Annotated in this window: 21 protein-coding genes and 1 tRNA gene; 12 read left to right on the top strand and 10 right to left on the bottom strand. The window is 55.7% G+C overall.

Annotated elements, in window-relative coordinates; translation table 11 throughout:
* Positions 1-169: 169 nt before the first annotated feature.
* The 3 genes from ACK13D_RS07095 to ACK13D_RS07085 all read left to right on the top strand — a co-directional run bounded on the left by ACK13D_RS07095 (position 170) and on the right by ACK13D_RS07085 (position 3,443).
* On the top strand, positions 170-1,195 hold the full coding sequence (locus ACK13D_RS07095) for a LacI family DNA-binding transcriptional regulator (RefSeq protein WP_064690636.1): 1,026 nt from the start codon (positions 170-172) through the stop codon (positions 1,193-1,195).
* Positions 1,196-1,345: 150 nt separating this feature from the next.
* Positions 1,346-2,263, top strand: a complete 918-nt coding sequence (locus ACK13D_RS07090; protein WP_284672473.1) for a TIM barrel protein — start codon at positions 1,346-1,348, stop codon at positions 2,261-2,263.
* A 10-nt stretch (positions 2,264-2,273) separates the two neighbouring features.
* Positions 2,274-3,443: a Gfo/Idh/MocA family protein gene (locus ACK13D_RS07085; protein ID WP_010252017.1), complete on the top strand. Its 1,170-nt coding sequence runs from the start codon at positions 2,274-2,276 to the stop codon at positions 3,441-3,443.
* Between the two features lie 260 nt (positions 3,444-3,703).
* On the opposite strand, the gene ACK13D_RS07080 is transcribed toward ACK13D_RS07085, so the two are convergent.
* From ACK13D_RS07080 to aspA, 6 genes are all read right to left on the bottom strand, one after another.
* A tRNA-Phe gene (locus tag ACK13D_RS07080) sits at positions 3,704-3,779 on the bottom strand.
* A gap of 107 nt (positions 3,780-3,886) precedes the next feature.
* A complete protein-coding gene (gene dicD, locus ACK13D_RS07075) occupies positions 3,887-4,462 on the bottom strand; it encodes a division control transcriptional repressor DicD (protein ID WP_010252014.1) in 576 nt (191 codons plus the stop codon).
* Between the two features lie 63 nt (positions 4,463-4,525).
* A complete protein-coding gene (locus tag ACK13D_RS07070; protein ID WP_418796014.1) occupies positions 4,526-6,226 on the bottom strand; it encodes a protein-disulfide reductase DsbD in 1,701 nt (566 codons plus the stop codon).
* A complete protein-coding gene (gene cutA / locus ACK13D_RS07065; RefSeq protein WP_052271182.1) occupies positions 6,202-6,516 on the bottom strand; it encodes a divalent cation tolerance protein CutA in 315 nt (104 codons plus the stop codon). The genes ACK13D_RS07070 and cutA overlap by 25 nt, the downstream gene beginning before the upstream one ends.
* 65 nt (positions 6,517-6,581) lie before the next feature.
* Positions 6,582-7,883, bottom strand: a complete 1,302-nt coding sequence (locus ACK13D_RS07060) for an anaerobic C4-dicarboxylate transporter (protein ID WP_033759606.1) — start codon at positions 7,881-7,883, stop codon at positions 6,582-6,584.
* Positions 7,884-7,994: 111 nt separating this feature from the next.
* Positions 7,995-9,431 (bottom strand): aspartate ammonia-lyase, encoded by a 1,437-nt coding sequence (gene aspA, locus ACK13D_RS07055; protein WP_010251996.1) that lies wholly within the window; start codon positions 9,429-9,431, stop codon positions 7,995-7,997.
* Positions 9,432-9,759: 328 nt separating this feature from the next.
* Here aspA and ACK13D_RS07050 point away from each other — a divergent pair, with 328 nt between their 5' ends.
* From ACK13D_RS07050 to ACK13D_RS07030, 5 genes are all read left to right on the top strand, one after another.
* Complete coding sequence (locus ACK13D_RS07050) at positions 9,760-10,221, top strand: FxsA family protein (protein WP_181955364.1); 462 nt, start codon at positions 9,760-9,762, stop codon at positions 10,219-10,221.
* A gap of 460 nt (positions 10,222-10,681) precedes the next feature.
* A complete protein-coding gene (locus ACK13D_RS07045; RefSeq protein ID WP_022625257.1) occupies positions 10,682-10,975 on the top strand; it encodes a co-chaperone GroES in 294 nt (97 codons plus the stop codon).
* 49 nt (positions 10,976-11,024) lie between these two features.
* The gene (groL, locus tag ACK13D_RS07040) at positions 11,025-12,674 is read left to right on the top strand and encodes a chaperonin GroEL (protein WP_010251987.1); all 1,650 of its coding nucleotides are present in this window, start codon (positions 11,025-11,027) and stop codon (positions 12,672-12,674) included.
* Positions 12,675-12,891: 217 nt separating this feature from the next.
* Positions 12,892-13,047: a YegP family protein gene (locus ACK13D_RS07035; RefSeq protein WP_010251985.1), complete on the top strand. Its 156-nt coding sequence runs from the start codon at positions 12,892-12,894 to the stop codon at positions 13,045-13,047.
* Positions 13,048-13,350: 303 nt separating this feature from the next.
* Positions 13,351-13,698 (top strand): DUF4156 domain-containing protein, encoded by a 348-nt coding sequence (locus ACK13D_RS07030; protein ID WP_010251983.1) that lies wholly within the window; start codon positions 13,351-13,353, stop codon positions 13,696-13,698.
* Between the two features lie 53 nt (positions 13,699-13,751).
* On the opposite strand, the gene epmB is transcribed toward ACK13D_RS07030, so the two are convergent.
* Positions 13,752-14,780 carry an EF-P beta-lysylation protein EpmB gene (gene epmB / locus ACK13D_RS07025; protein ID WP_033759609.1) on the bottom strand — a complete coding sequence of 343 codons (1,029 nt, stop codon included), beginning with the start codon at positions 14,778-14,780 and terminating at the stop codon, positions 13,752-13,754.
* Between the two features lie 43 nt (positions 14,781-14,823).
* On the opposite strand from epmB, the gene efp reads away from it, so the two are divergent.
* From efp to ACK13D_RS07010, 3 genes are all read left to right on the top strand, one after another.
* The gene (efp, locus tag ACK13D_RS07020) at positions 14,824-15,390 is read left to right on the top strand and encodes an elongation factor P (RefSeq protein WP_010251979.1); all 567 of its coding nucleotides are present in this window, start codon (positions 14,824-14,826) and stop codon (positions 15,388-15,390) included.
* A gap of 51 nt (positions 15,391-15,441) precedes the next feature.
* The gene (locus tag ACK13D_RS07015; RefSeq protein ID WP_003848306.1) at positions 15,442-15,573 is read left to right on the top strand and encodes an entericidin A/B family lipoprotein; all 132 of its coding nucleotides are present in this window, start codon (positions 15,442-15,444) and stop codon (positions 15,571-15,573) included.
* A gap of 102 nt (positions 15,574-15,675) precedes the next feature.
* Positions 15,676-15,810, top strand: coding sequence for an entericidin A/B family lipoprotein (locus tag ACK13D_RS07010; protein ID WP_003848302.1), 135 nt, complete (start codon positions 15,676-15,678; stop codon positions 15,808-15,810).
* A gap of 55 nt (positions 15,811-15,865) precedes the next feature.
* Here the strand turns inward: ACK13D_RS07010 and ACK13D_RS07005 are convergent, their stop codons facing one another.
* Positions 15,866-16,390, bottom strand: coding sequence for a lipocalin family protein (locus ACK13D_RS07005; protein ID WP_061901835.1), 525 nt, complete (start codon positions 16,388-16,390; stop codon positions 15,866-15,868).
* Between the two features lie 135 nt (positions 16,391-16,525).
* On the opposite strand from ACK13D_RS07005, the gene epmA reads away from it, so the two are divergent.
* Entirely contained in the window at positions 16,526-17,503 is a 978-nt protein-coding gene (epmA, locus tag ACK13D_RS07000; RefSeq protein WP_003848297.1) for an elongation factor P--(R)-beta-lysine ligase, read from the top strand.
* Between the two features lie 151 nt (positions 17,504-17,654).
* On the opposite strand, the gene degS is transcribed toward epmA, so the two are convergent.
* Together degS and degQ are read right to left on the bottom strand one after the other, a co-directional pair.
* Positions 17,655-18,716 (bottom strand): outer membrane-stress sensor serine endopeptidase DegS, encoded by a 1,062-nt coding sequence (gene degS, locus ACK13D_RS06995; RefSeq protein ID WP_010251964.1) that lies wholly within the window; start codon positions 18,714-18,716, stop codon positions 17,655-17,657.
* 89 nt (positions 18,717-18,805) lie between these two features.
* Entirely contained in the window at positions 18,806-20,179 is a 1,374-nt protein-coding gene (gene degQ, locus ACK13D_RS06990) for a serine endoprotease DegQ (RefSeq protein ID WP_010251960.1), read from the bottom strand.
* Between the last annotated feature and the right edge of the window lie 49 nt (positions 20,180-20,228).

Raw genomic sequence — 20,228 nt, 5'->3', positions numbered from 1 at the left:
GAAATGAATGTTTCATTTTGCGAGGACGATCAAGATTAACGCTGACTTTCTATCAAATAAATGAGAGGAAATGGCTGTGCCGCGATAGAGTGTTGATGTTTCAGACAACAGAATATATAGGCGTAGCCGTCAGCCAGCGCTACAGAAAGCAGAAGCAGGGAGAAGGATGATGTCAAAAGTGACGATGACCGCTATTGCGCAGGCGGCGGGCGTGGGCGTGGCCACCGTGGATCGGGTGCTGAATGGACGCGCGCCGGTGCGCAGCGTGACCGAGCAGAAAGTGCTGGCTGCGGCCCGCGAGCTGGGCTATCACCTGACGCAGGCACACATCCGGACAACATCGCCGCTCGCTGCGGCAACAGTTCGCGTGAGCTTTATCCTGCTGCCTGCCCGTTATTCGTTTTATCAGCAGCTAGGCGAGGTGCTGAAACAGCAGCTGAAGGCGCAGCAGCCACAGGGCAGCGAACCTGAATTCTGCTGGCATGATATTCATGAAGTGGAGGCGGTGGCGCACTCGCTGCGTCTGCTGGCACAGCGCAGTGATGTGATTGCGCTGGTGGCGCTGGATCATCCGCTGATTCGTCACGCGATTCAGGATGTGTCACGACTGGGCGTGCGGGTTTACGCGCTGTTTTCTGATTTCTCGCCCTGTGAGCATGCGGGGTTTGTCGGCATTGATAATCAGAAAGCGGGACGTACGGCGGCCTGGATGGCACAGCATCTGCTGCGTCAGCCGGGATGCGTTGGGGTGCTGCTGGGCGATCACCGCTTTACCTGCCAGGAGAGCAGCGAGATCAGTTTCCGCTCTTACCTGCGCGAGTCAGGCATCAGCCAGCGGGTACTGGAACCGTTAAAAACGCATGAGTCGGGTGAAGGGGGCTATCAGGCGACCCGGCAGTTGCTGGACACCTATGATGATCTGGTGATGATTTATGCGCCCTGCGGCGGCATAGAGGGCGTGGTGCAGGCGCTGCGTGACAGCGGGCGCAGACAGATCGATCTGCTGTGCCACGGTCCGCTGCCCGGCGATGAGCTGGCGCTGATTGATGGCACCATTACGCTGATGTTGCGCCATCGTATTGATGCCATGGCTGCGGCGGTGATCGCCACCTGCCTCAACAGCCGGATGGAACAGCGCGACCATTTTGCGCAGGTGACCGTACCCTTTGAAATCGTGACGCGTGAAAACCTGTAGAAAGAGCAGGTTAGTGGATATTTGATAGAAACCTATCATATAAAGAAATATTTAAACGCGATCTCTATCAAAAAATGAAACTTTCATTGTTGTCTGAGATGAAATTTTCATTTGATACTGCCAGTAGTTCTCACTGCACAGGCAGATATCATGACCTTTCACATTGCTAATGCGCCCTGTAGCTGGGGCGTGGACGATCCCGCTAATCCCTGGCTGCCGCCATGGCAGAAAGTCCTGACTGAAGCCGCTCTGGCTGGTTATCCCAGTATTGAACTTGGCCCCTGGGGCTATCTGCCAGCGGATGCAGCCGAACTGACCCGGCAGCTTAATGCGCATCAGCTTTCGCTGGTGGCGGGTACGATTTTTGATGATTTGGTCAGTGAAGCGCATTTCCCTCTGCTGGTGACGCTGACCCACAATCTGTGTCGTACGCTGGCCAGCGTACCAGCCGCCGTCAAAACGCCCGGCGCCAGCGCGCCTTATCTGGTGATCATCGACTTCGGGAATCCGGAGCGGGCGAAATATGCCGGTCAGTCAGAAAAAGCGCCACGGCTCTCCGCTGACGACTGGCAGCGCATGATGCGACACATCACCATTCTCAGTGAGATTGCCTGGCAGGAGTATGGCGTGCGACCGGTGATCCATCCGCATGCGGGCGGCTGCATTGAGTTTGCCGATGAGCTTGCGCGGCTGGTCAGTGATATTCCGCATCAGGTGGCTGGTTTATGTCTGGATACCGGCCATCTCTATTACGCCGGGATGGATCCGGTCGCTTCACTGCAACAGTACTGGACCCGCATCGATTACCTCCACTTCAAAGACGTTAACCAGCGGGTCTGGCGAGACGCCCTCTCTCGCGGACTCGACTTTTTCACTGCCTGCGCGCAGGGGGTGATGTGTCCGCTGGGGCAGGGCGCAATTGACTATCCGGCGGTGCGCGCACTGCTGACTGAGCGTAACTATCAGGGCTGGATCACCATCGAACAGGAGCGTGATCCGCGCCATGCCGACACCAGTCTGCGGGATGTTAAAGCCAGCCTGGACTATCTCCGATCAACAGGATTTTGAGGACAACAGCATGATTAACGGTAAAAAAGCGGCTAATCGCTCGCTGCGCTGGGGCATGATCGGCGGCGGCGGCACCAGCCAGATTGGCTATATCCATCGCTCTGCGGCACAGCGTGACGGAAACTTTGTGCTGCTGGCGGGGGCATTTGATATTGATGCCGCACGCGGGCGTGAGTTTGGTCAGGCGCTGGGTGTGGCACCGGACCGCTGTTATCCCGATTATGCCAGCCTGTTCGCCGGGGAAGCCGCGCGTGAAGATGGCATTGAGGCGGTGTCTGTCGCCACGCCTAATAATACTCATTTCGCCATTTGCCGCGCGGCGCTTAACGCCGGGCTGCATGTGGTGTGCGAGAAGCCCCTCTGTTTTACGGTCGAAGAGGCGGATGAGCTGGAGCAGCTGAGCCGGGAGAAGCAGAAGGTTGTTGGCGTCACCTACGGTTACGCCGGGCATCAGCTGGTTCATCAGGCCAGGGAAATGATCGCCGAAGGGGCTCTGGGTGAGATCCGCATCGTTAACATGCAGTTTGCTCACGGCTTCCATAATGAGGCGGTGGAGTTGCAGAGTGAAAGCACCCGCTGGCGGGTCGATCCGCGCTTTGTCGGCCCGAGTTACGTGTTAGGCGACCTGGCGACGCATCCGTTATTTATCGCAGAAACGATGTTGCCACAGCTGAAAGTGACACGTCTGCTCTGTTCGCGTCAGAGCTTTGTCGCGTCGCGTGCGCCGCTGGAGGATAACGCCTTTGTGATGATGGAGTATGACAACGGCGCGGTCGGCACGTTATGGGCGTCGGCGGTGAATGCCGGATCGATGCACGGGCAGAAGATTCGGGTCGTCGGATCGAAAGCCAGTCTGGAGTGGTGGGATGAGCAGCCGAACCAGTTGCGCTATGAAGTGCAGGGCGAGCCAGTGCGCATTCTGGAGCGCGGCATGGGCTATCTTAATCCGCGCGCGCTGGAAGAGGACCGCATTGGCGGAGGGCATACCGAGGGGTTATTTGAAGCCTGGTCCAATCTTTATCGTCGCTTCGCACTGGCGATGGATGCCACCGATCGCCGTGACACCGATTTCCTGCAGGATTTCTGGTATCCCGACGTGCATGCCGGATTAATGGGCGTGCGCTGGGTCGCGCAGTGCGTGAAATCGGCGGATGCCGGTGCGGTGTGGGTGGCGTGCTGAAGCAGAGGGCGAGCCACAGGATGTGGCGAGTGTATCGAACCTTCGATAACGGGTTCGCTCCACAAAAGCAAAAACCCGCCAGAGGCGGGTTCTTTAAATATGGTGCCCGAACCCGGACAAAAATGCCGGGAGCATTTTTGCATCGCGCGGCTTCGCGCGACCCGGAGGGTGAGCCACAGGATGTGGCGAGTGTATCGAACCTTCGATAACGGGTTCGCTCCACAAAAGCAAAAACCCGCCAGAGGCGGGTTCTTTAAATATGGTGCCCGAACCCGGAATCGAACCAGGGACACGGGGATTTTCAATCCCCTGCTCTACCGACTGAGCTATTCGGGCAACGGGGCGCATTAAACCGTAAAGGCCGCGGGTCGTCAACGGCTTTCACCAAAAAACCCCTGGAAACGTGACTGATTGCCTGATTTTCAGTCAAAGCGGGTAAAACTTCAGGCCAGCGCGCCATTTTTACGGCACAGCGCGATGCTGTAAACATCCTCCGCCAGCCGCTGTGCGGTGGCGACATCCTGCACATTGCGCTTCACCAGCAGCTTGCTGAGGCAGCCTTCAAGAATCAGCTCCATTTGATCGGCCACCATGCTGGGGTTGTCCAGCGCCTGCTCCACCAGAATGTCGTGGGTGAACTGCCATGAGCCGCGTTTCTGCTGTTCGGCCAGTTGATGGATGGGCTGATCGGGCTGCGGGTAGAAGCTGCAGGCGGCAATAAACAGGCAGCCTGGAAAGCGTCCTTTGCTGACCTGCTCACTCAGGACCTCATAGCGTGCCATGAGCTTCTGGTCGGGCGACAGCGATTCATCCAGCAGGATCTGGCGTCGCCAGGTATCAATCTGCTGCCCGTGATAGCGCAGTGCATCGTAGAGCAGGGCGTCACGATCGGGCCAGAACTGCTGAAGCTGGTCACGGGTTAATTCGGATCCCGCCAGGGTTTCCAATGAGAGGGTGGCGGCGAGGCCGTTCTGTTCAAGCACATTCAATGCATGCTCGAGTATCTGTTCACGCTGCAAGTGACTCTCCTCTGGTATGCAGGCCCGGTAATGCACCGGGCAATGACCTGACTCCAGTGTTGTTTACGGGGTAAGTTTCTGCAAATGCGCCCGGAACTCGGCGGCATTGAGAAACCCGGTGATGCGCGATCCGGCGATTTCGCGGCCCTGCGCATCAAAGAACAAAATCGTCGGTAAGCCCAGCACCTGAAGGTGCTGCAACAGCGCGTTATCACTGGCGTTGTTGGCGGTGACGTTGGCCTGTAGCAGCTGTACCTGACTCAGGCTATCGCGCACGGCGCTGTCACTAAAGGTATATTTTTCAAACTCTTTGCAGGCGACGCACCAGTCAGCGTAGAGATCGACCATGGTGATGCGGCCACGGGCCTGCTGCAGCGCGCTATCGAGCTGCTGCGGCGTCTGGATAGTATGGAACGGCAGCGGTGCCACAGCCTGCTGCTGCGCCGGTCCGCCAAAGGCCCAGTCCTGCAACGGGCGTGCGCTGATCAGCGCAGCGGCCAGCATGATAATCTGCACTACGCGCCACTTACCGCTGTTGGCGCGCAGGCTGACGCTGAACGCCCAGCCAAAGAACGCCAGGCCGAGCAGGCTCCAGAGCCGCAATCCCCACGCATCGCCCAGCACCCGCTCCAGCAGGAAGACCGGCAGCGCCAGGATGACAAAACCAAAGCCCTCTTTAACGGTTTGCATCCACGGGCCGCTTTTCGGCAGCAACCGGTTACCAAACAGGGTCACGGCGATCAGCGGTAATCCCATTCCGACCGCATAGAGCCACAGCGTCCCGGCACCGGCCCACAGATTTCCGCTCTGCGCGATGTAAAGCAGAATAGCGCTGAGCGGGGCGGTGGTGCAGGGCGAGCAGATCAAACCCGCCAGCGCGCCCATCAGGAAGACGCCGGGCAGCGAGCCACCCTGCTGACGATTACTCCACAGAGTCAGGCGGGTTTGCAGGCTGGCGGGCAGTTGCAGCGTAAACAGGCCGAACATCGACAGCGCCAGCACGATAAACAGCAGTGAGAGCGTGAACAGCACATAAGGATGCTGCAACGCGGCCTGGAAGCGCAGGCCCGCTGCCGCGACGACGACTCCCAGCAGCGTGTAGGTCAGCGCCATCCCCTGCACATAGACCATCGCCAGCGCGAACAGCCGGCCCAGCGAATAGTGGCGCTGACCGCCAAGGATAATGCCGGAGATCAGCGGATACATCGGCAGTACGCAGGGCGTAAACGCGACACCGATACCAATCAGTAGCGCCCAGAGCGGCGAGAAAGGCAGCGGGCTGGCGGGCGCGGGCTGAGCGCTGACCGGCGGCGGTGCGCTGCTGGCGGTTACCGCACTTACCGGAACGCTGCGCGTCTCTGGCGGATAACAGAATCCGGCGGCGGCACAGCCCTGATAAGTCACACTGAGCGTGGCGCCGCTGGCCGCCTGTTGCAGCGTCACCGGCAGCGTCAGATCCTGCGGATAGATTTCACTTTTGCCGAAGAATTCATCTTCATGCGGCTGACCAGCCGGCAGCGTTAACGGCGCGATGGTCGCGTTCTGCGGTGTGATGTGGATCTGCTGGCGATAGAGGTAATAACCCGATTTCACTTTCCAGTGCAGGTTGAGCTGCGCGCCCTGCTGGTCGAAGTCAAAAGTAAAGGCCTGATCAACCGGCACAAAGCGACTGGTCGTCGGATTTGAAAAGAGTGAAGCGTGCGCCTGCAGGCCGATAAACAGCGTCAGCAGAAGCGTAATTAAGCGAGAGATGCGTGCAGCCATGACAAGTATTCACTGTCTCCATATTGAACCGGCAGCGCCAGCAGTTCGGGCACATCGTAAGGGTGAGCGTCTTTGAGCAGATCACACAGCGCCTGCTGATGATCGCTGTCGCATTTCAGCAGCATCTGGACTTCGCTGCTCTGCTCCATTTTTCCCTGCCAGAGATACCAGGAGGTGGCGCCCGGCAGCAGTGTGACACAGGCCGCCAGCCTGGCTTCCAGCGCTAAGCCAGCAAGGTGCTCCGCCGTGACCTGATCGGGTGTGGTGCAGAGGATAACGACAGCATTCATCCTGTGACTCCTGTTTTAAAGAGCGCCGATGATAGCACGCTCCATCCGTAACACGAGGAGTGCGCTTATAGCAGCAATCCGCCAAAAACGAAGCCAGAGAGCACCGACAGCGCAATGGCGATCACGCCGGGAATGATAAAGGCATGGTTAAACACATATTTGCCAATACGGGTCGAACCCGTGTCATCCATCTCGACGGCGGCCAGCAGGGTCGGGTAGGTCGGCAGCACAAACAGCGCTGAAACCGCCGCGAAGGAAGCGATGGCAGTAAGCGGCGTAACGCCCAGCAGCAGCGCGGCGGGCATCAGCGCTTTGGTGGTCGCAGCCTGCGAGTAGAGCAGCATCGAGGCGAAGAACAGCACCAGCGCCAGCATCCACGGATAGGTTTTCAGCGTGTCGCCCGCCAGCATCTGAATCTCCGCCAGATGTGCCTTCACAAAGGTATCGCCCAGCCAGGCGACGCCCATTACGCAGATACAGGCGCTCATGCCGGACTTAAAGGTGCTGGCGCTGAGGATTTCGCTGGTGTCGAGTTTGCAGGTCAGGCTGATCAACGTGGCGATGGTCAGCATAAACACCACAATCGCTTCATTGCGTGGCAGCGGTGGATTGACGATCAGCCCGACGCTGGCGCTGGTCGCGGTGGCATAAAGCACCACGGCCACAATGCCCGTCAGAAACAGCAGCACCGATTTTTTCGCGCCCGGTTTTGCCTGGTAGAGGCTGGCGCCGCGCAGCGTGACTTCGCCTTTGGCGAGACGCGCCTGATAAACCTCATCATCCTTTAGCTCACGGCCTAAGAAGTTAGTCACCAGAGCCGCCAGGAAGAGGCCCACCATGGTTGAGGGGATGGCAATCGCCAGCAGCGTGATATAGCTGACGCCGCGCGGCTCAAGCAAAGTGGCGAAGAAAACCACTGCGGCTGAAATGGGTGATGCGGTAATCGCGATCTGCGAAGCCACTACCGCAATCGACAGCGGCCGGGAAGGGCGAACGCCTTGCTCTTTCGCCACTTCGGCAATCACCGGTAATGTTGAGAACGCGGTATGTCCGGTACCGGCCAGCAGCGTCATCAGGTAGGTCACCAGTGGGGCCAGCAGCGTAACGTGGCGAGGATGGCGGCGCAGCAGGCGTTCCGCCAGACTCACCAGATAATCCATGCCGCCTGCCACCTGCATGGCGGCTATCGCGGCGATCACCGCCATGATGATTTCAATCACATCGAACGGAATAGCGCCGGGTGCCATGCCAAATCCCAGCGTCAGGATCAGCACGCCCATTCCGCCTGCGAACCCGATACCAATGCCGCCAAGACGTGCGCCCAACCAGATCGCCATCAAGACGATAAGCAGCTCAACCACAAACATGAATGACTCCTGAAAGATAAACCGGTAATAGCCGGGTGTGCTGTTTAACAAAAAAAAAGGCACACCGTGTTGATCGCGGTGTGCCTTTGGTTAACCAGCGTCGGTTAAACCTTACTGTTCGTTTTCATCAGTATAACGTTTGGCTTTATAAACCGGGTACATCAGGTTCTGCACCGAGAAGATATCGTCCAGTTCACTTTCCGTCAGCAGGCCGCGCTCCAGCACGACTTCACGTACGCTTTTACCGGTTTCCGCACAGATTTTACCGACGATGTCGCCGTTGTGGTGGCCGATGTAAGGGTTGAGGTAAGTCACGATACCAATCGAGTTGAAGACATAGGCTTCGCACACTGCGCGGTTGGCGGTAATGCCGTTGATGCACTTCTCCAGCAGGTTATAGCAGGCGTTAGTCAGAATGCTGATCGACTCAAACAGCGCCTGGCCAATCACCGGCTCCATCACGTTGAGCTGCAGCTGGCCCGCTTCAGAGGCCATCGTCACGGTGATGTCGTTGCCAATCACTTTGAAGCAGACCTGGTTTACCACCTCCGGTACAACCGGATTGACCTTGGCGGGCATGATAGAGGAACCCGCCTGCAGCTCTGGCAGGTTGATTTCATTCAGACCAGCACGCGGGCCTGAGGAGAGCAGGCGCAGATCGTTACAGATTTTAGAGAGCTTCACCGCCAGACGTTTCAGCGATGAATGGACCATCACATAGGCGCCGCAGTCGGAGGTTGCTTCAATCAGATCTTCCGCTGGCACCACCGGCAGGTTGCTGACTTCCGCCAGACGCTGTACCGCCAAATGCTGATACCCTTCCGGCGTATTGAGGCGGGTGCCGATGGCGGTCGCGCCCAGGTTCACTTCCAGCAGCAGTTCAGCGGTGCGCAGAATGCTTTTGGTCTCTTCGTTCAGCAGTACGCTGAAGGCGTGAAATTCCTGCCCGAGGGTCATCGGCACGGCATCCTGCAACTGGGTACGGCCCATTTTCAGGATGGTCTGGAATTCATCGGCTTTGTGCTGGAAGCCTTCGGCCAGCTGACTGATGCCATCAAGCAGTTTCAGTAGCGAGCTGTAGACCGCGATGCGGAAACCGGTTGGGTAGGCGTCGTTGGTGGACTGGCATTTGTTCACATGATCGTTGGGGTTGAGGTACTGATATTCCCCTTTCTGGTGGCCCATCAGCTCAAGGCCGATGTTCGCCAGTACTTCATTGGTGTTCATGTTGACCGAGGTCCCGGCACCGCCCTGATAAACATCCACGGGGAACTGGTCCATACAGCGGCCGTTGTTAAGCACTTCGTCGCAGGCCTTAATGATGGTATCGGCAATGTTGCGCGGGATGGTCTGCAGCTCTTTGTTGGCCATCGCCGCCGCTTTTTTTACCATCACCATGCCGCGGACAAATTCAGGTATGTCGCTGATTTTGCTGTTGCTGATATAAAAATTCTCAATCGCACGCAGAGTATGAACGCCATAATAGGCATCCGCCGGAACTTCGCGCATACCTAACAGGTCTTCTTCGATACGAATGTTGTTCGCCATGATAACCTTCTTGTTGTTGCCGCTAACCATCACAAAGGATGTGTTTATTTTGTCGTGGTGTACCCGTGCCGACATATTATCCGTCTTCATAGGGGCGTGTGCGATCATATTCTGATGCATATGAAAAGCACGCATGCAGATCACTTAATGCTGCAGCCTGGTTAACGATATGTGAAGTTGGTTACAAAATTAACCCCGCAGGATAAATTTGACAGGATCGGTTGAAAATGGCGACGCGGGTGCCCATCTCTTTTCTTATCATCCTCAGGATGAACGCTTTCTGCTGACCGGCACGCTGCCGTTCAGCCCCTACTTACAGGAGAGTACGGTGCGCTGGATACCGTTATTAGTCTTTTTCGTTCTGGCCTGGATTGAGATTTCCCTCTTCATTCAGGTTGCACACGTCATGGGCGTGCTGCTTACCATGCTGCTGGTGGTCTTCACCTCGTGCATCGGCGTCTCGCTGGTCAAAAATCAGGGCATGAAAAACTTTATGCTGATGCAGGAGAAGCTGGCACGTAATGAAAGCCCGGCCAATGAGATGATCAAAAGCGTGTCGCTGATCATCGCCGGTTTCCTGCTGCTGCTGCCTGGTTTCTTTACCGACCTGCTGGGCCTGCTGCTGCTGCTGCCACCGGTGCAGAAACATCTGACGCTGAAGCTGATGCCTCATCTGCGCGTCTGGCGGGGACCGGGAGCGGGGCCAGACAGCGGCTACACCATGGATGGCGAGTTCGAGCGTAAAGAGAGCGATCGCCTTGAGCATCATGACGATCACAAGGATCGTTAACCGCAGCTGTCACCTCTGAAAGCGCAACCCTCGGGTTGCGTGAGATTGTTGAAAAGCCTGACCCGGCCAGCTGTGAGACCGGAGCCGCACAGGGAACAGGGTCAGATCGGAAAGTCGCAAAATCGTCATCCATGACTGCTCGGCCCGCGCCATCCGTGGCGCGTGACGCTTTCCTCTTCTGACCCTCTTTCCTGCGCCCTGAGCTTAGCCGTTGCTGCCAGGGTCACCCTGTTATGAGTTTGTCAGCACACTGGCGCAACCTTCGGGTTGCGTTTTTTATTTGCCCCATCATCTGTTCAAAAAGCCATCACTTATCACTCACAGGTAAAAAATTTGTTGTCCGCCCCCTTGAAAGTGGGTGGCAGCGGCCCTATCTCTCTGGTCACGAGGCCGGAAGCCATGCAGCCCGGTGTTCAACCCCAAAACTGAATGATTGGACTTCTCAAAGGAGAGCTATCAAATGAAAATTCGTCCATTGCACGATCGCGTTATCGTCAAGCGTAAAGAAGTTGAAGCTAAATCAGCTGGCGGCATCGTGCTGACCGGTTCCGCAGCCGGTAAATCCACCCGTGGTGAAGTACTGGCTGTCGGCAATGGCCGCATCCTTGAGAGTGGCGACGTTAAGCCGCTGGACGTGAAGGTTGGCGACATCGTGATCTTCAGCGAAGGTTACGGCGCGAAAACCGAGAAAATCGACAACGAAGAGGTGCTTATCATCTCTGAGAGCGACATTCTGGCCGTTGTTGAAGCGTAATTTTTACGCGTAATTCACTGAACGAAACGAATTTAAGGGATATTTAAAGATGGCAGCTAAAGACGTAAAATTCGGTAATGACGCACGCGTAAAAATGCTGCGTGGCGTGAACGTACTGGCAGATGCAGTAAAAGTTACCCTGGGTCCTAAAGGCCGTAACGTAGTCCTGGATAAATCTTTTGGTGCACCGACCATCACTAAAGATGGTGTTTCTGTGGCACGTGAAATCGAGCTGGAAGACAAGTTCGAGAACATGGGCGCGCAGATGGTGAAAGAAGTTGCCTCTAAAGCGAACGACGCTGCGGGCGACGGTACCACCACTGCAACCGTACTGGCACAGTCTATCATCACCGAAGGCCTGAAAGCGGTCGCAGCGGGTATGAACCCGATGGACCTGAAGCGCGGTATTGACCAGGCTGTTATCGCTGCGGTTGAGAAACTGAAAGCGCTGTCTGTTCCTTGCTCTGACTCTAAAGCGATTGCGCAGGTAGGTACTATCTCTGCTAACTCCGATGAAACCGTGGGCCAGTTGATTGCTCAGGCGATGGAGAAAGTGGGTAAAGAAGGCGTGATCACCGTTGAAGAAGGCACCGGCCTGCAGGATGAGCTGGATGTGGTTGAAGGTATGCAGTTTGATCGCGGCTACCTGTCACCTTACTTCATCAACAAGCCAGAAACCGGTGCGATTGAACTGGAATCTCCGTTCATCCTGCTGGCTGACAAGAAAATCTCTAACATCCGTGAAATGCTGCCAGTGCTGGAAGCCGTTGCGAAAGCCGGCAAACCACTGCTGATCATCGCGGAAGATGTTGAAGGCGAAGCGCTGGCAACACTGGTGGTTAACACCATGCGCGGCATCGTGAAAGTGGCTGCGGTTAAAGCACCAGGCTTCGGCGACCGTCGTAAAGCTATGCTGCAGGATATCGCTATCCTGACCGGTGGTACCGTAATCTCTGAAGAGATCGGTATGGAACTGGAGAAAGCGGCTCTGGAAGATCTGGGCCAGGCAAAACGCGTTGTGATCAACAAAGACACCACCACCATCATCGACGGTGTGGGTGAAGAAGCGACAATTCAGGGCCGTGTAACCCAGATTCGTCAGCAGATCGAAGAAGCAACGTCTGACTACGACAAAGAAAAACTGCAGGAACGCGTAGCGAAACTGGCAGGCGGCGTAGCCGTTCTGAAAGTAGGCGCAGCAACTGAAGTTGAAATGAAAGAGAAGAAAGCCCGCGTTGAAGATGCGCTGCACGCAACCCGTGCTGCCGTTGAAGAAGGTGTGGTTGCTGGTGGTGGTGTGGCGCTGGTTCGCGTGGCAGCACAGCTGGTTGATCTGCGTGGTCAGAACGAAGATCAGAACGTCGGTATCAAAGTTGCGCTGCGCGCGATGGAATCTCCACTGCGTCAGATCGTTTCTAACGCCGGTGAAGAGCCATCTGTTGTCGCTAACAACGTGAAAGCGGGCGACGGTAACTACGGTTACAACGCGCAGACTGAAGAGTACGGCAACATGATCGACTTCGGTATCCTGGACCCAACCAAAGTGACCCGTTCTGCTCTGCAGTACGCGGCCTCTGTTGCGGGTCTGATGATCACAACCGAATGTATGGTCACTGACCTGCCAAAAGGTGACGCACCTGATTTAGGCGGCGGCGCTGGCGGTATGGGTGGCATGGGCGGTATGGGCGGCATGATGTAATTGCCGTTGACTGCTTAAGTCATCAAAGAACCCCCGATCGGAAACGGTCGGGGGTTTTTCTTTTTCAGCGTCTGAATGCTGGCAGCAGCAGGAAAAACCCATTAATTTTTTTTATGTTCTGCATCATGGTTTAGTCAGGGCGGGATGCTCTAACGTGGATCCCGGCGCAAAATAGCGCGCTCTGAAAGGGATAAACAACAGATTAAGGAAAATTAAAATGCACGATAAATGGGAATTTTATAAGGACGAAGCACACAAGTGGCGCTGGAGAAGAACGGCGCCCAACGGCAATATTACCGGCGCCGCCAGTCAGGGCTACGTTAACAAAGCCGATTGCATCGAAAATGCACGACGTAATGGCTACACCGGTTAAGGGCATCACGCTCTGACATCACCCCCGATCGGAAACGGTCGGGGGTTTTTCTTTTGGGTGGGAAAATAGTATAAGTAAGGCGCAATCGTTCGTCTTTCCTCTTGATATGTCACGCTGTCTGCGGCTGCGCCGACTGATCGACTGGCTTCATTTTATTCACCAGCATCGGCACGCTTGCCAGCCTGCAAGCGGCGTGAAATATTGAGACGATATAACGGGATAAGGGCAATGAATGTGCAGAAAGAAAAATCCTTTTTCTGCTACGCTGCCACCCGACTCTGATGATAATAAATGGGGATTACAATGCGGATTAACCTCTTGCTCGGACTGACGGCTGGCGCGTTATTGCTGGCGGGCTGCAGCAGCTCTACGCAACTCTCTTCAGCAGGACAGCGCGTAACGTTTACCGATCAGCAGCCTGGCAATACCTGTCAGCTTCTGGGCAATATTACCGGCTCACAGAGCAACTGGCTGAGCGGTGCAGGCGGCGAAACCAGCGCACTGCGTGGCGCAGCTAACGACCTGCGCAATCGCGCAGCGGAGATGGGCGGTAACGTGATTTATGGAGCAACCAGTCCGACGCAGAACCTGTTGTCCGCGTTTGCGCCACTCGACAGCAAAATGACCGGCCAGGTCTACAAGTGCCCATAATGTGAATCAGGCAGTCTGCCAAATTGAACCGGCCAGCCTTTTGCTGGCCGTTTTTATTCCTGACGTAACTGTAAATCTAACGGTGTTTTACTTGGCTCTCCGCCAATTTCACGCGCCAGCTTTGGCACCAGATAGCCGGAGACCTGTGACAGTAATGCACGCACCAGCTGGCGGGCCTCGTCATCTGACACGAAGAAATGCGCCGCACCCTGTACCTTATCCAGCACGTGCAGATAGTAGGGCAGAATGCCGGCATCAAATAGTGCATTGCTCAGGGTGGCCAGCGTCTGCGCATTATCGTTGATGCCACGCAACAGGACGCTCTGATTCAGCAGGGTCACTCCAGCACGCTTCAGGCTGCTCATCGCCTCACGCAGCTCATCATCAATCTCCTGCGCATGGTTGATGTGCGTCACCATCACCACCTGCAGATGCGTCTCGCTGAGCATCTGACAGAGCTGATCGGTAATGCGCGCCGGTATCACCACCGGTAAACGGCTGTGGATGCGCAGACGTTTCAGATGCGGGATCTGTTCCAGCGCGGCGATAAGCCAGGCGAGCTCATGATCTTTCGCCATCAGCGGATCGCCGCCGGAGAAAATGATCTCATCCAGCTCGGGATGATCGGCGATATAGTCCAGTGCAGCCTGCCAGCTACGCTTATTGCCGGGATTATCCTGATAGGGGAAATGACGACGGAAGCAGTAGCGACAGTTGACGGCGCAGCCGCCTTTTACCAACAATAAAGCCCGGTTTCGGTATTTATGCAGCAATCCAGGTACAACGTTGCTTTGTTCATCGAGCGGATCGGTGCTATAACCTGGCGCATCAGTGAATTCCTGGCGGCGGGTCAGTACCTGAAGCAGCAGCGGGTCGTGCGCATCGCCTTTTTTCATCCGGCGGATGAACGCATGCGGTACACGTAAGGCGAAAAGACGCCGCGCATCCGCACCTTCAGCCAGCTCAGTGTGCTGATCAAGGGCTAAAATCCGCAGTAATTCATCAGGTTCGGTGACAACATCCGCAAGTTGCTGCAACCAATCTTCTCTGGAAGGTGTTTTTAGGGTTACAATGTGTGCCATTTTTTTGGCTTAGTACCAGTGTCAATTTTCGTAGAGGGCCTTCATGGCGACTTATTCTAGCAACGATTTCCGTCCCGGTCTTAAAATCATGTTCGAAGGCGAGCCGTATGCCATCGAATCCAGTGAGTTCGTTAAACCGGGTAAAGGTCAGGCATTCGCGCGCGTTAAAATGCGTCGCCTGCTGACGGGTTCTCGCGTTGAGAAAACTTTTAAATCTACCGACTCCGCCGAAGGCGCTGACGTAGTAGATACCAACCTGAACTACCTGTACAACGACGGTGAGTTCTACCACTTCATGCATCCGGAAAGCTTTGAGCAGTTCCAGGTTGAAGAGAAGACGGTAAGCGATGCAGCGAAATGGCTGCAGGATAACGCTGAATGTATCGTTACGCTGTGGAACGGTCGTCCGATCGCCGTTCAGCCGCCGAACTTTATCGAAGCTGAAGTTATCGAAACCGATCCAGGCCTGAAAGGTGATACCGCAGGGACTGGCGGCAAGCCAGCTAAACTCTCTACCGGTGCCGTGGTGAAAGTGCCACTGTTCGTGCAAGAGGGCGAAGTGGTGAAAGTTGACACCCGCTCTGGCGAATACGTGTCACGCGTGAAATAAGATTCGCAGGCGCATCTTCTGGTGCGCCTTTTTCTTGTCTGAGAGAAAAAAATGATCAAGCTGGCAAAATTAATCGCGTTCGCGTTGCTGGTCTCCTCTGCGTTAAGCGCCTGCAACACATTCCACGGTTTTGGCGAAGATGTCTCTCACTTAGGTGGTGCCATTTCGCGGGCAGCAAAATGACCTTAACTGATTGTCCTTTTTAAAGTCTCGCCAGCAGCAACTGCCGGAAATCCGGCTATGCTTAAAGCGCTGTACTTTACATCCATCAAAAAGGACATTGTTATGTTAAAGAAAAGTATTGCTGCAATCTTCTCTGTACTGGTGCTCTCTTCCCTGCTCACAGCTTGTAATACAACGCGTGGCGTAGGTGAAGATGTCGAAGCGGGCGGCCAGGCGATTCAGAACAGCACGAAGTAACCTGTTATTCCAACCGGTACGAAATGCTTTTCGTACCGGCTTGTCAGATTCTGCACTATTTCTGTTTTACCCAGATTAACTCTTCAACCGGGAAACCATCCCGACGCGCCTGCTCAACCAGTTTCTCTTTTACGCCCGGCTCCAGTTGTGGTGTGCGTGACAGTATCCAGAGATAGTGGCGATTCGGTCCACATACCAGCGCATAGCGGTAGTCAGGATCGAGAGCAATCACGTTATAGCCGCCATAGAAGGGGCCGAAGAAAGAGACTTTCAGAGAAGCCCGCGTGGGTTCACCGGTGAAGTAGGCTTTGCCGACGCTCTCCTGCCAGCGCTGCTTTTTGACGTTATAGCCACGGTTGATTACCTTCAGGCCGCCATCTTCACGCGGGCTGTAGTTTGCCGTTACCTGTTCAAGGCCGCGCTCAAAAGGGTGGTTAAGGCGGGCAATCTCATACCACTGACCGAGATAGCGCTGGCTGTCAAAGTTATCTACGACCGTGACGTTCTTTGGCGGCGTAGTGCTGCAGGCGACAGAGAGAAAAGCACTCAGGCTGGCAACAACTGTTTTCCATGGAGACATAGTGGGATTCCTTTGTGATTTAACCGCTTAAGTATAGAAGCCGAAACGCTGTTTTTGGCAGTACGGGCACGAGATTGTTTGCCGCAGGCATTGCAGGTAGACTTCCCCCCCTAATTTGTATCAGGAGTCATCACCATGAGCGAAACGGCAAGCTGGCAACCAAGCGCATCCATCGCCAATTTGTTAAAACGCGCCGCTATTTTAGCAGAAGTGCGTCGTTTCTTTGCCGATCGCGGCGTGCTGGAAGTGGATACGCCGGCGATGAGCCAGGCCACCATTACCGATATCCATCTGGTGCCATTCCAGACGCGTTTTGTCGGGCCTGGCGCTGCGCAGGGGCGCGATCTCTGGCTGATGACCAGCCCGGAATATCATATGAAACGCCTGCTGGCGGCGGGCAGTGGCCCGATCTATCAGATGGCGCGCAGCTTCCGCAATGAAGAGGCGGGACGTCACCACAACCCGGAATTCACCATGCTGGAGTGGTACCGGCCGCATTACGATATGTACCGTCTGATGAACGAAGTCGACGATCTGATGCAGCAGGTGCTGGAGTGTGACAGCGCTGAGTCGCTCTCCTATCAGCAGGCGTTTATCCGTCATCTTGAGCTGGATCCGCTGTCAGCGGATAAAGCGCAGTTGCGTGAAGCGGCAGAGAAGCTGGGTGAAGGCGAGCTGGCGCGTGCAGAAGAGGATCGCGATACCTTACTGATGCTGCTGTTTATGCTGGGTGTGGAACCGAAGATTGGTCAGGATAAACCCTGCTTCGTTTATCATTTCCCGGCCAGCCAGGCAGCCCTGGCGGAGATCAGCACCGAAGATCACCGCGTGGCCGAACGCTTTGAGGTCTATTACAAAGGCATTGAGCTGGCGAACGGTTTCCGCGAGCTGACCGACAGCCGTGAGCAGCGTCAGCGTTTTGAGCAGGATAACCGTCGCCGTGCGGCACGCGGCCTGCCTGTGCATCCTATTGATACATATCTGCTGGATGCGCTGGCGCATGGCATGCCAGCCTGTTCCGGGGTCGCACTGGGTATCGATCGCCTGATCATGCTGGCGTTGAAAGCGGAGTCATTGAGCGATGTCATCGCGTTTCCGGTGGATCGCTGCTAATCGGTTAATCACAAACGATGGCGGATTAGAGGGGAAGGGTTGGCCCGGATGAAGAGCAAAGCGTCCGAGCCAGGATGGCGAGGCCGACCGCCATGGATGGCGGCCTTCTTTGCGATCAGCCGGGCCATCCCTGACCTGGCACAGGTTTCAGCTAACTGCTGCTGTCAGGAAACTCCTGAATGGTGACCGGCAGCGTCAGTTTCTGATCGTTTCGCAGTACCTGCACATCAATCACTGAACCCGGGCGAATTTCTGCCACCTGATCCATGGTCTCCTGCGCGGAGATGGCCGGCTTGCCGTTAACGCTGAGCAGCACATCGTTGGCCTGAATCCCGGCTTTATCCGCTGGCCCATCTGGCGTGACCACGCTGACAATAATGCCCTGAACCCGATCCAGATTGCTCCCCTGTCCATGCAGCGGCGGCAGCTCACGCCCGGTAATGCCGATATAGCCGCGGATCACCCGACCATCACGAATCAGCTTATCCATGATCTTCGAGGCTAAAACGGTTGGAATGGCGAAACCAATCCCTTCCGGGGTTTCACCATCACTACTTTTATCGAAGGTCAGGGTGTTAATGCCCATCAGCTCGCCTAGCGAGTTAATCAGCGCGCCGCCGGAGTTACCCTGATTGATTGACGCATCGGTCTGCAGGAAGTTCTGTCGGCCTGATGAGCTTAAGCCAACCCGGCCCGTGGCGCTGATAATGCCCTGCGTGACCGTCTGACCGAGGTTATAGGGGTTGCCGATCGCCATCACCACATCCCCGATATGCGCCTGGCGATTTGGATTGATGGGGATAACGGGCAGGCCGGAGGCCGTAATTTTCAGTACCGCCAGATCGGTCATGCCATCGGAACCCACCAGCGTCGCTTCAAAGAAGCGGCCATCCTGCAGCGCCACGATAATTTGATCGGCATTATTGATCACATGCTTATTGGTAAGGATGTAGCCTTTTGCATTCATGATCACCCCTGAACCCAGGGTCGTGATGCCACGGTTGTTGTTGCCGTGGGCGCTACGATTGTAAACGTTCACAACGGCAGGCACGGCGCGGCGCACCCCTTGATTGAAGCTAAAGGGTGTTTCGTCTGTAATATTTTCGTGGTTATAGAGGGCGTCGCTGCCCATACGCAGTGCAGGCAGTGCTGCGAGCAAAATACCCGCCACAATCAGGCCCAGCACCACGGCACGCAAAAGTTTAAGAAACATGGTGTTAAATTACGCCAGGGGAGATCGCAGGGGAGAATAGCATGAGAGCGGCGGACACACACGTGCTTGTGTCCGCCGTAATGCGAGGTTTATCTCAACAACAGATAGATACTTTCATCGCCGCGCACCACATTCAGTGCCAGTACCGGCGGTTTCCCTTCCAGTATTTTACGCATTTCAGCAATGGTCTGAACCCGGTTACGGTTAACGCCGATAATCACATCATCTTTCTGCAGACCAACCTGTTCAGCCGGTGTGCCTTTTTCGATGGTATCGACCTTCACGCCTTTATCACCGGTCTTAGTCTGTCCATCACTCAGGGTTGCGCCCTGAAGCGCGGGTGACATCAGCTGTGCGCTGGCGGTGCTCTGTGCGCTCTGCTCCAGCGTAACGGTAACCGTTAATGGCTTACCTTCACGCAGCAGGCCAAGCTTAACCTGTTCACCTGGCGGCGTGGTTCCCACTTTGACGCGCAACTCAGCGAAGCTGGTAATCGGCTTGTCGTTGATCGACGTAATGATATCGCCTGACTTCACGCCCGCTTTCTGCGCGGCAGATTGCGGTAAGACTTCAGAGACAAAGGCGCCGCGCTGTGCATCGACATTGAATGCTTTAGCCATATCGGCTGTCATTTCAGTGCCTTTGATGCCGAGCTGACCGCGCTTCACTTCACCAAATTTAATCAGCTGCTGCGCGAGGTTCATCGCCATATCACTCGGGATAGCAAAGCCGATACCGATGTTACCGCCGCTGGAGGCGAGAATCGCAGTGTTGATACCGATCAGTTCACCATTAAGGTTGACCAGCGCACCGCCTGAGTTGCCACGGTTGATCGCGGCATCGGTCTGAATAAAGTTTTCCAGCCCTTCCAGGTTCAGGCCGCTACGGCCCAGTGCGGAGATAATACCGGAGGTGGCCGTCTGTCCCAGCCCGAACGGGTTACCGATCGCCACCGCGAAATCACCCACTTTCAGCTGGTCAGAGTCCGCGACTTTCACCTGCGTGAGGTTTTTTGCGCCCTGAATCTGAATCAGCGCGATATCGGTCTGCTCATCATGACCAATGAGTTTGGCTTCATATTCACTGCCGTCGCCAAGCTGTACGTTGATTTTATCCGCACCGTTGACTACGTGATTGTTGGTGAGCACGTAGCCTTTCGCGGCATCGATGATCACGCCAGAACCTAAACCTTCAAACGGCTGTGGCTGACTATTTCCGCCAGGCATCTGACCAAAAAAACGCTTCAGCGGTTCAGGAATATCCTGAGCCTGTGCACCCGAATCAGTGCCTTCCACATGCACACTGACCACGGCAGGTAGCACTTTCTCCAGCATCGGTGCCAGACTCGGCAGCGGCTGGCCCGCAATTTGTGCTGGCAGCGTTGCCATCGCGTCTGGCGCGGCGGCAAGGCTCATCCCAATACTCAGGGCTAATGCGCTAAACAGGCGTGCTTGTTTTTTCATTGCTACAACGCTCTCGCTGCAAAAGGTGGGAGGAATTAATAAGTGTGAC

Source organism: Pantoea sp. K16 (assembly GCF_048452805.1).
Taxonomy (GTDB): domain Bacteria; phylum Pseudomonadota; class Gammaproteobacteria; order Enterobacterales; family Enterobacteriaceae; genus Pantoea; species Pantoea agglomerans.
This window is presented reverse-complemented; position numbering and strand designations above follow the sequence as displayed.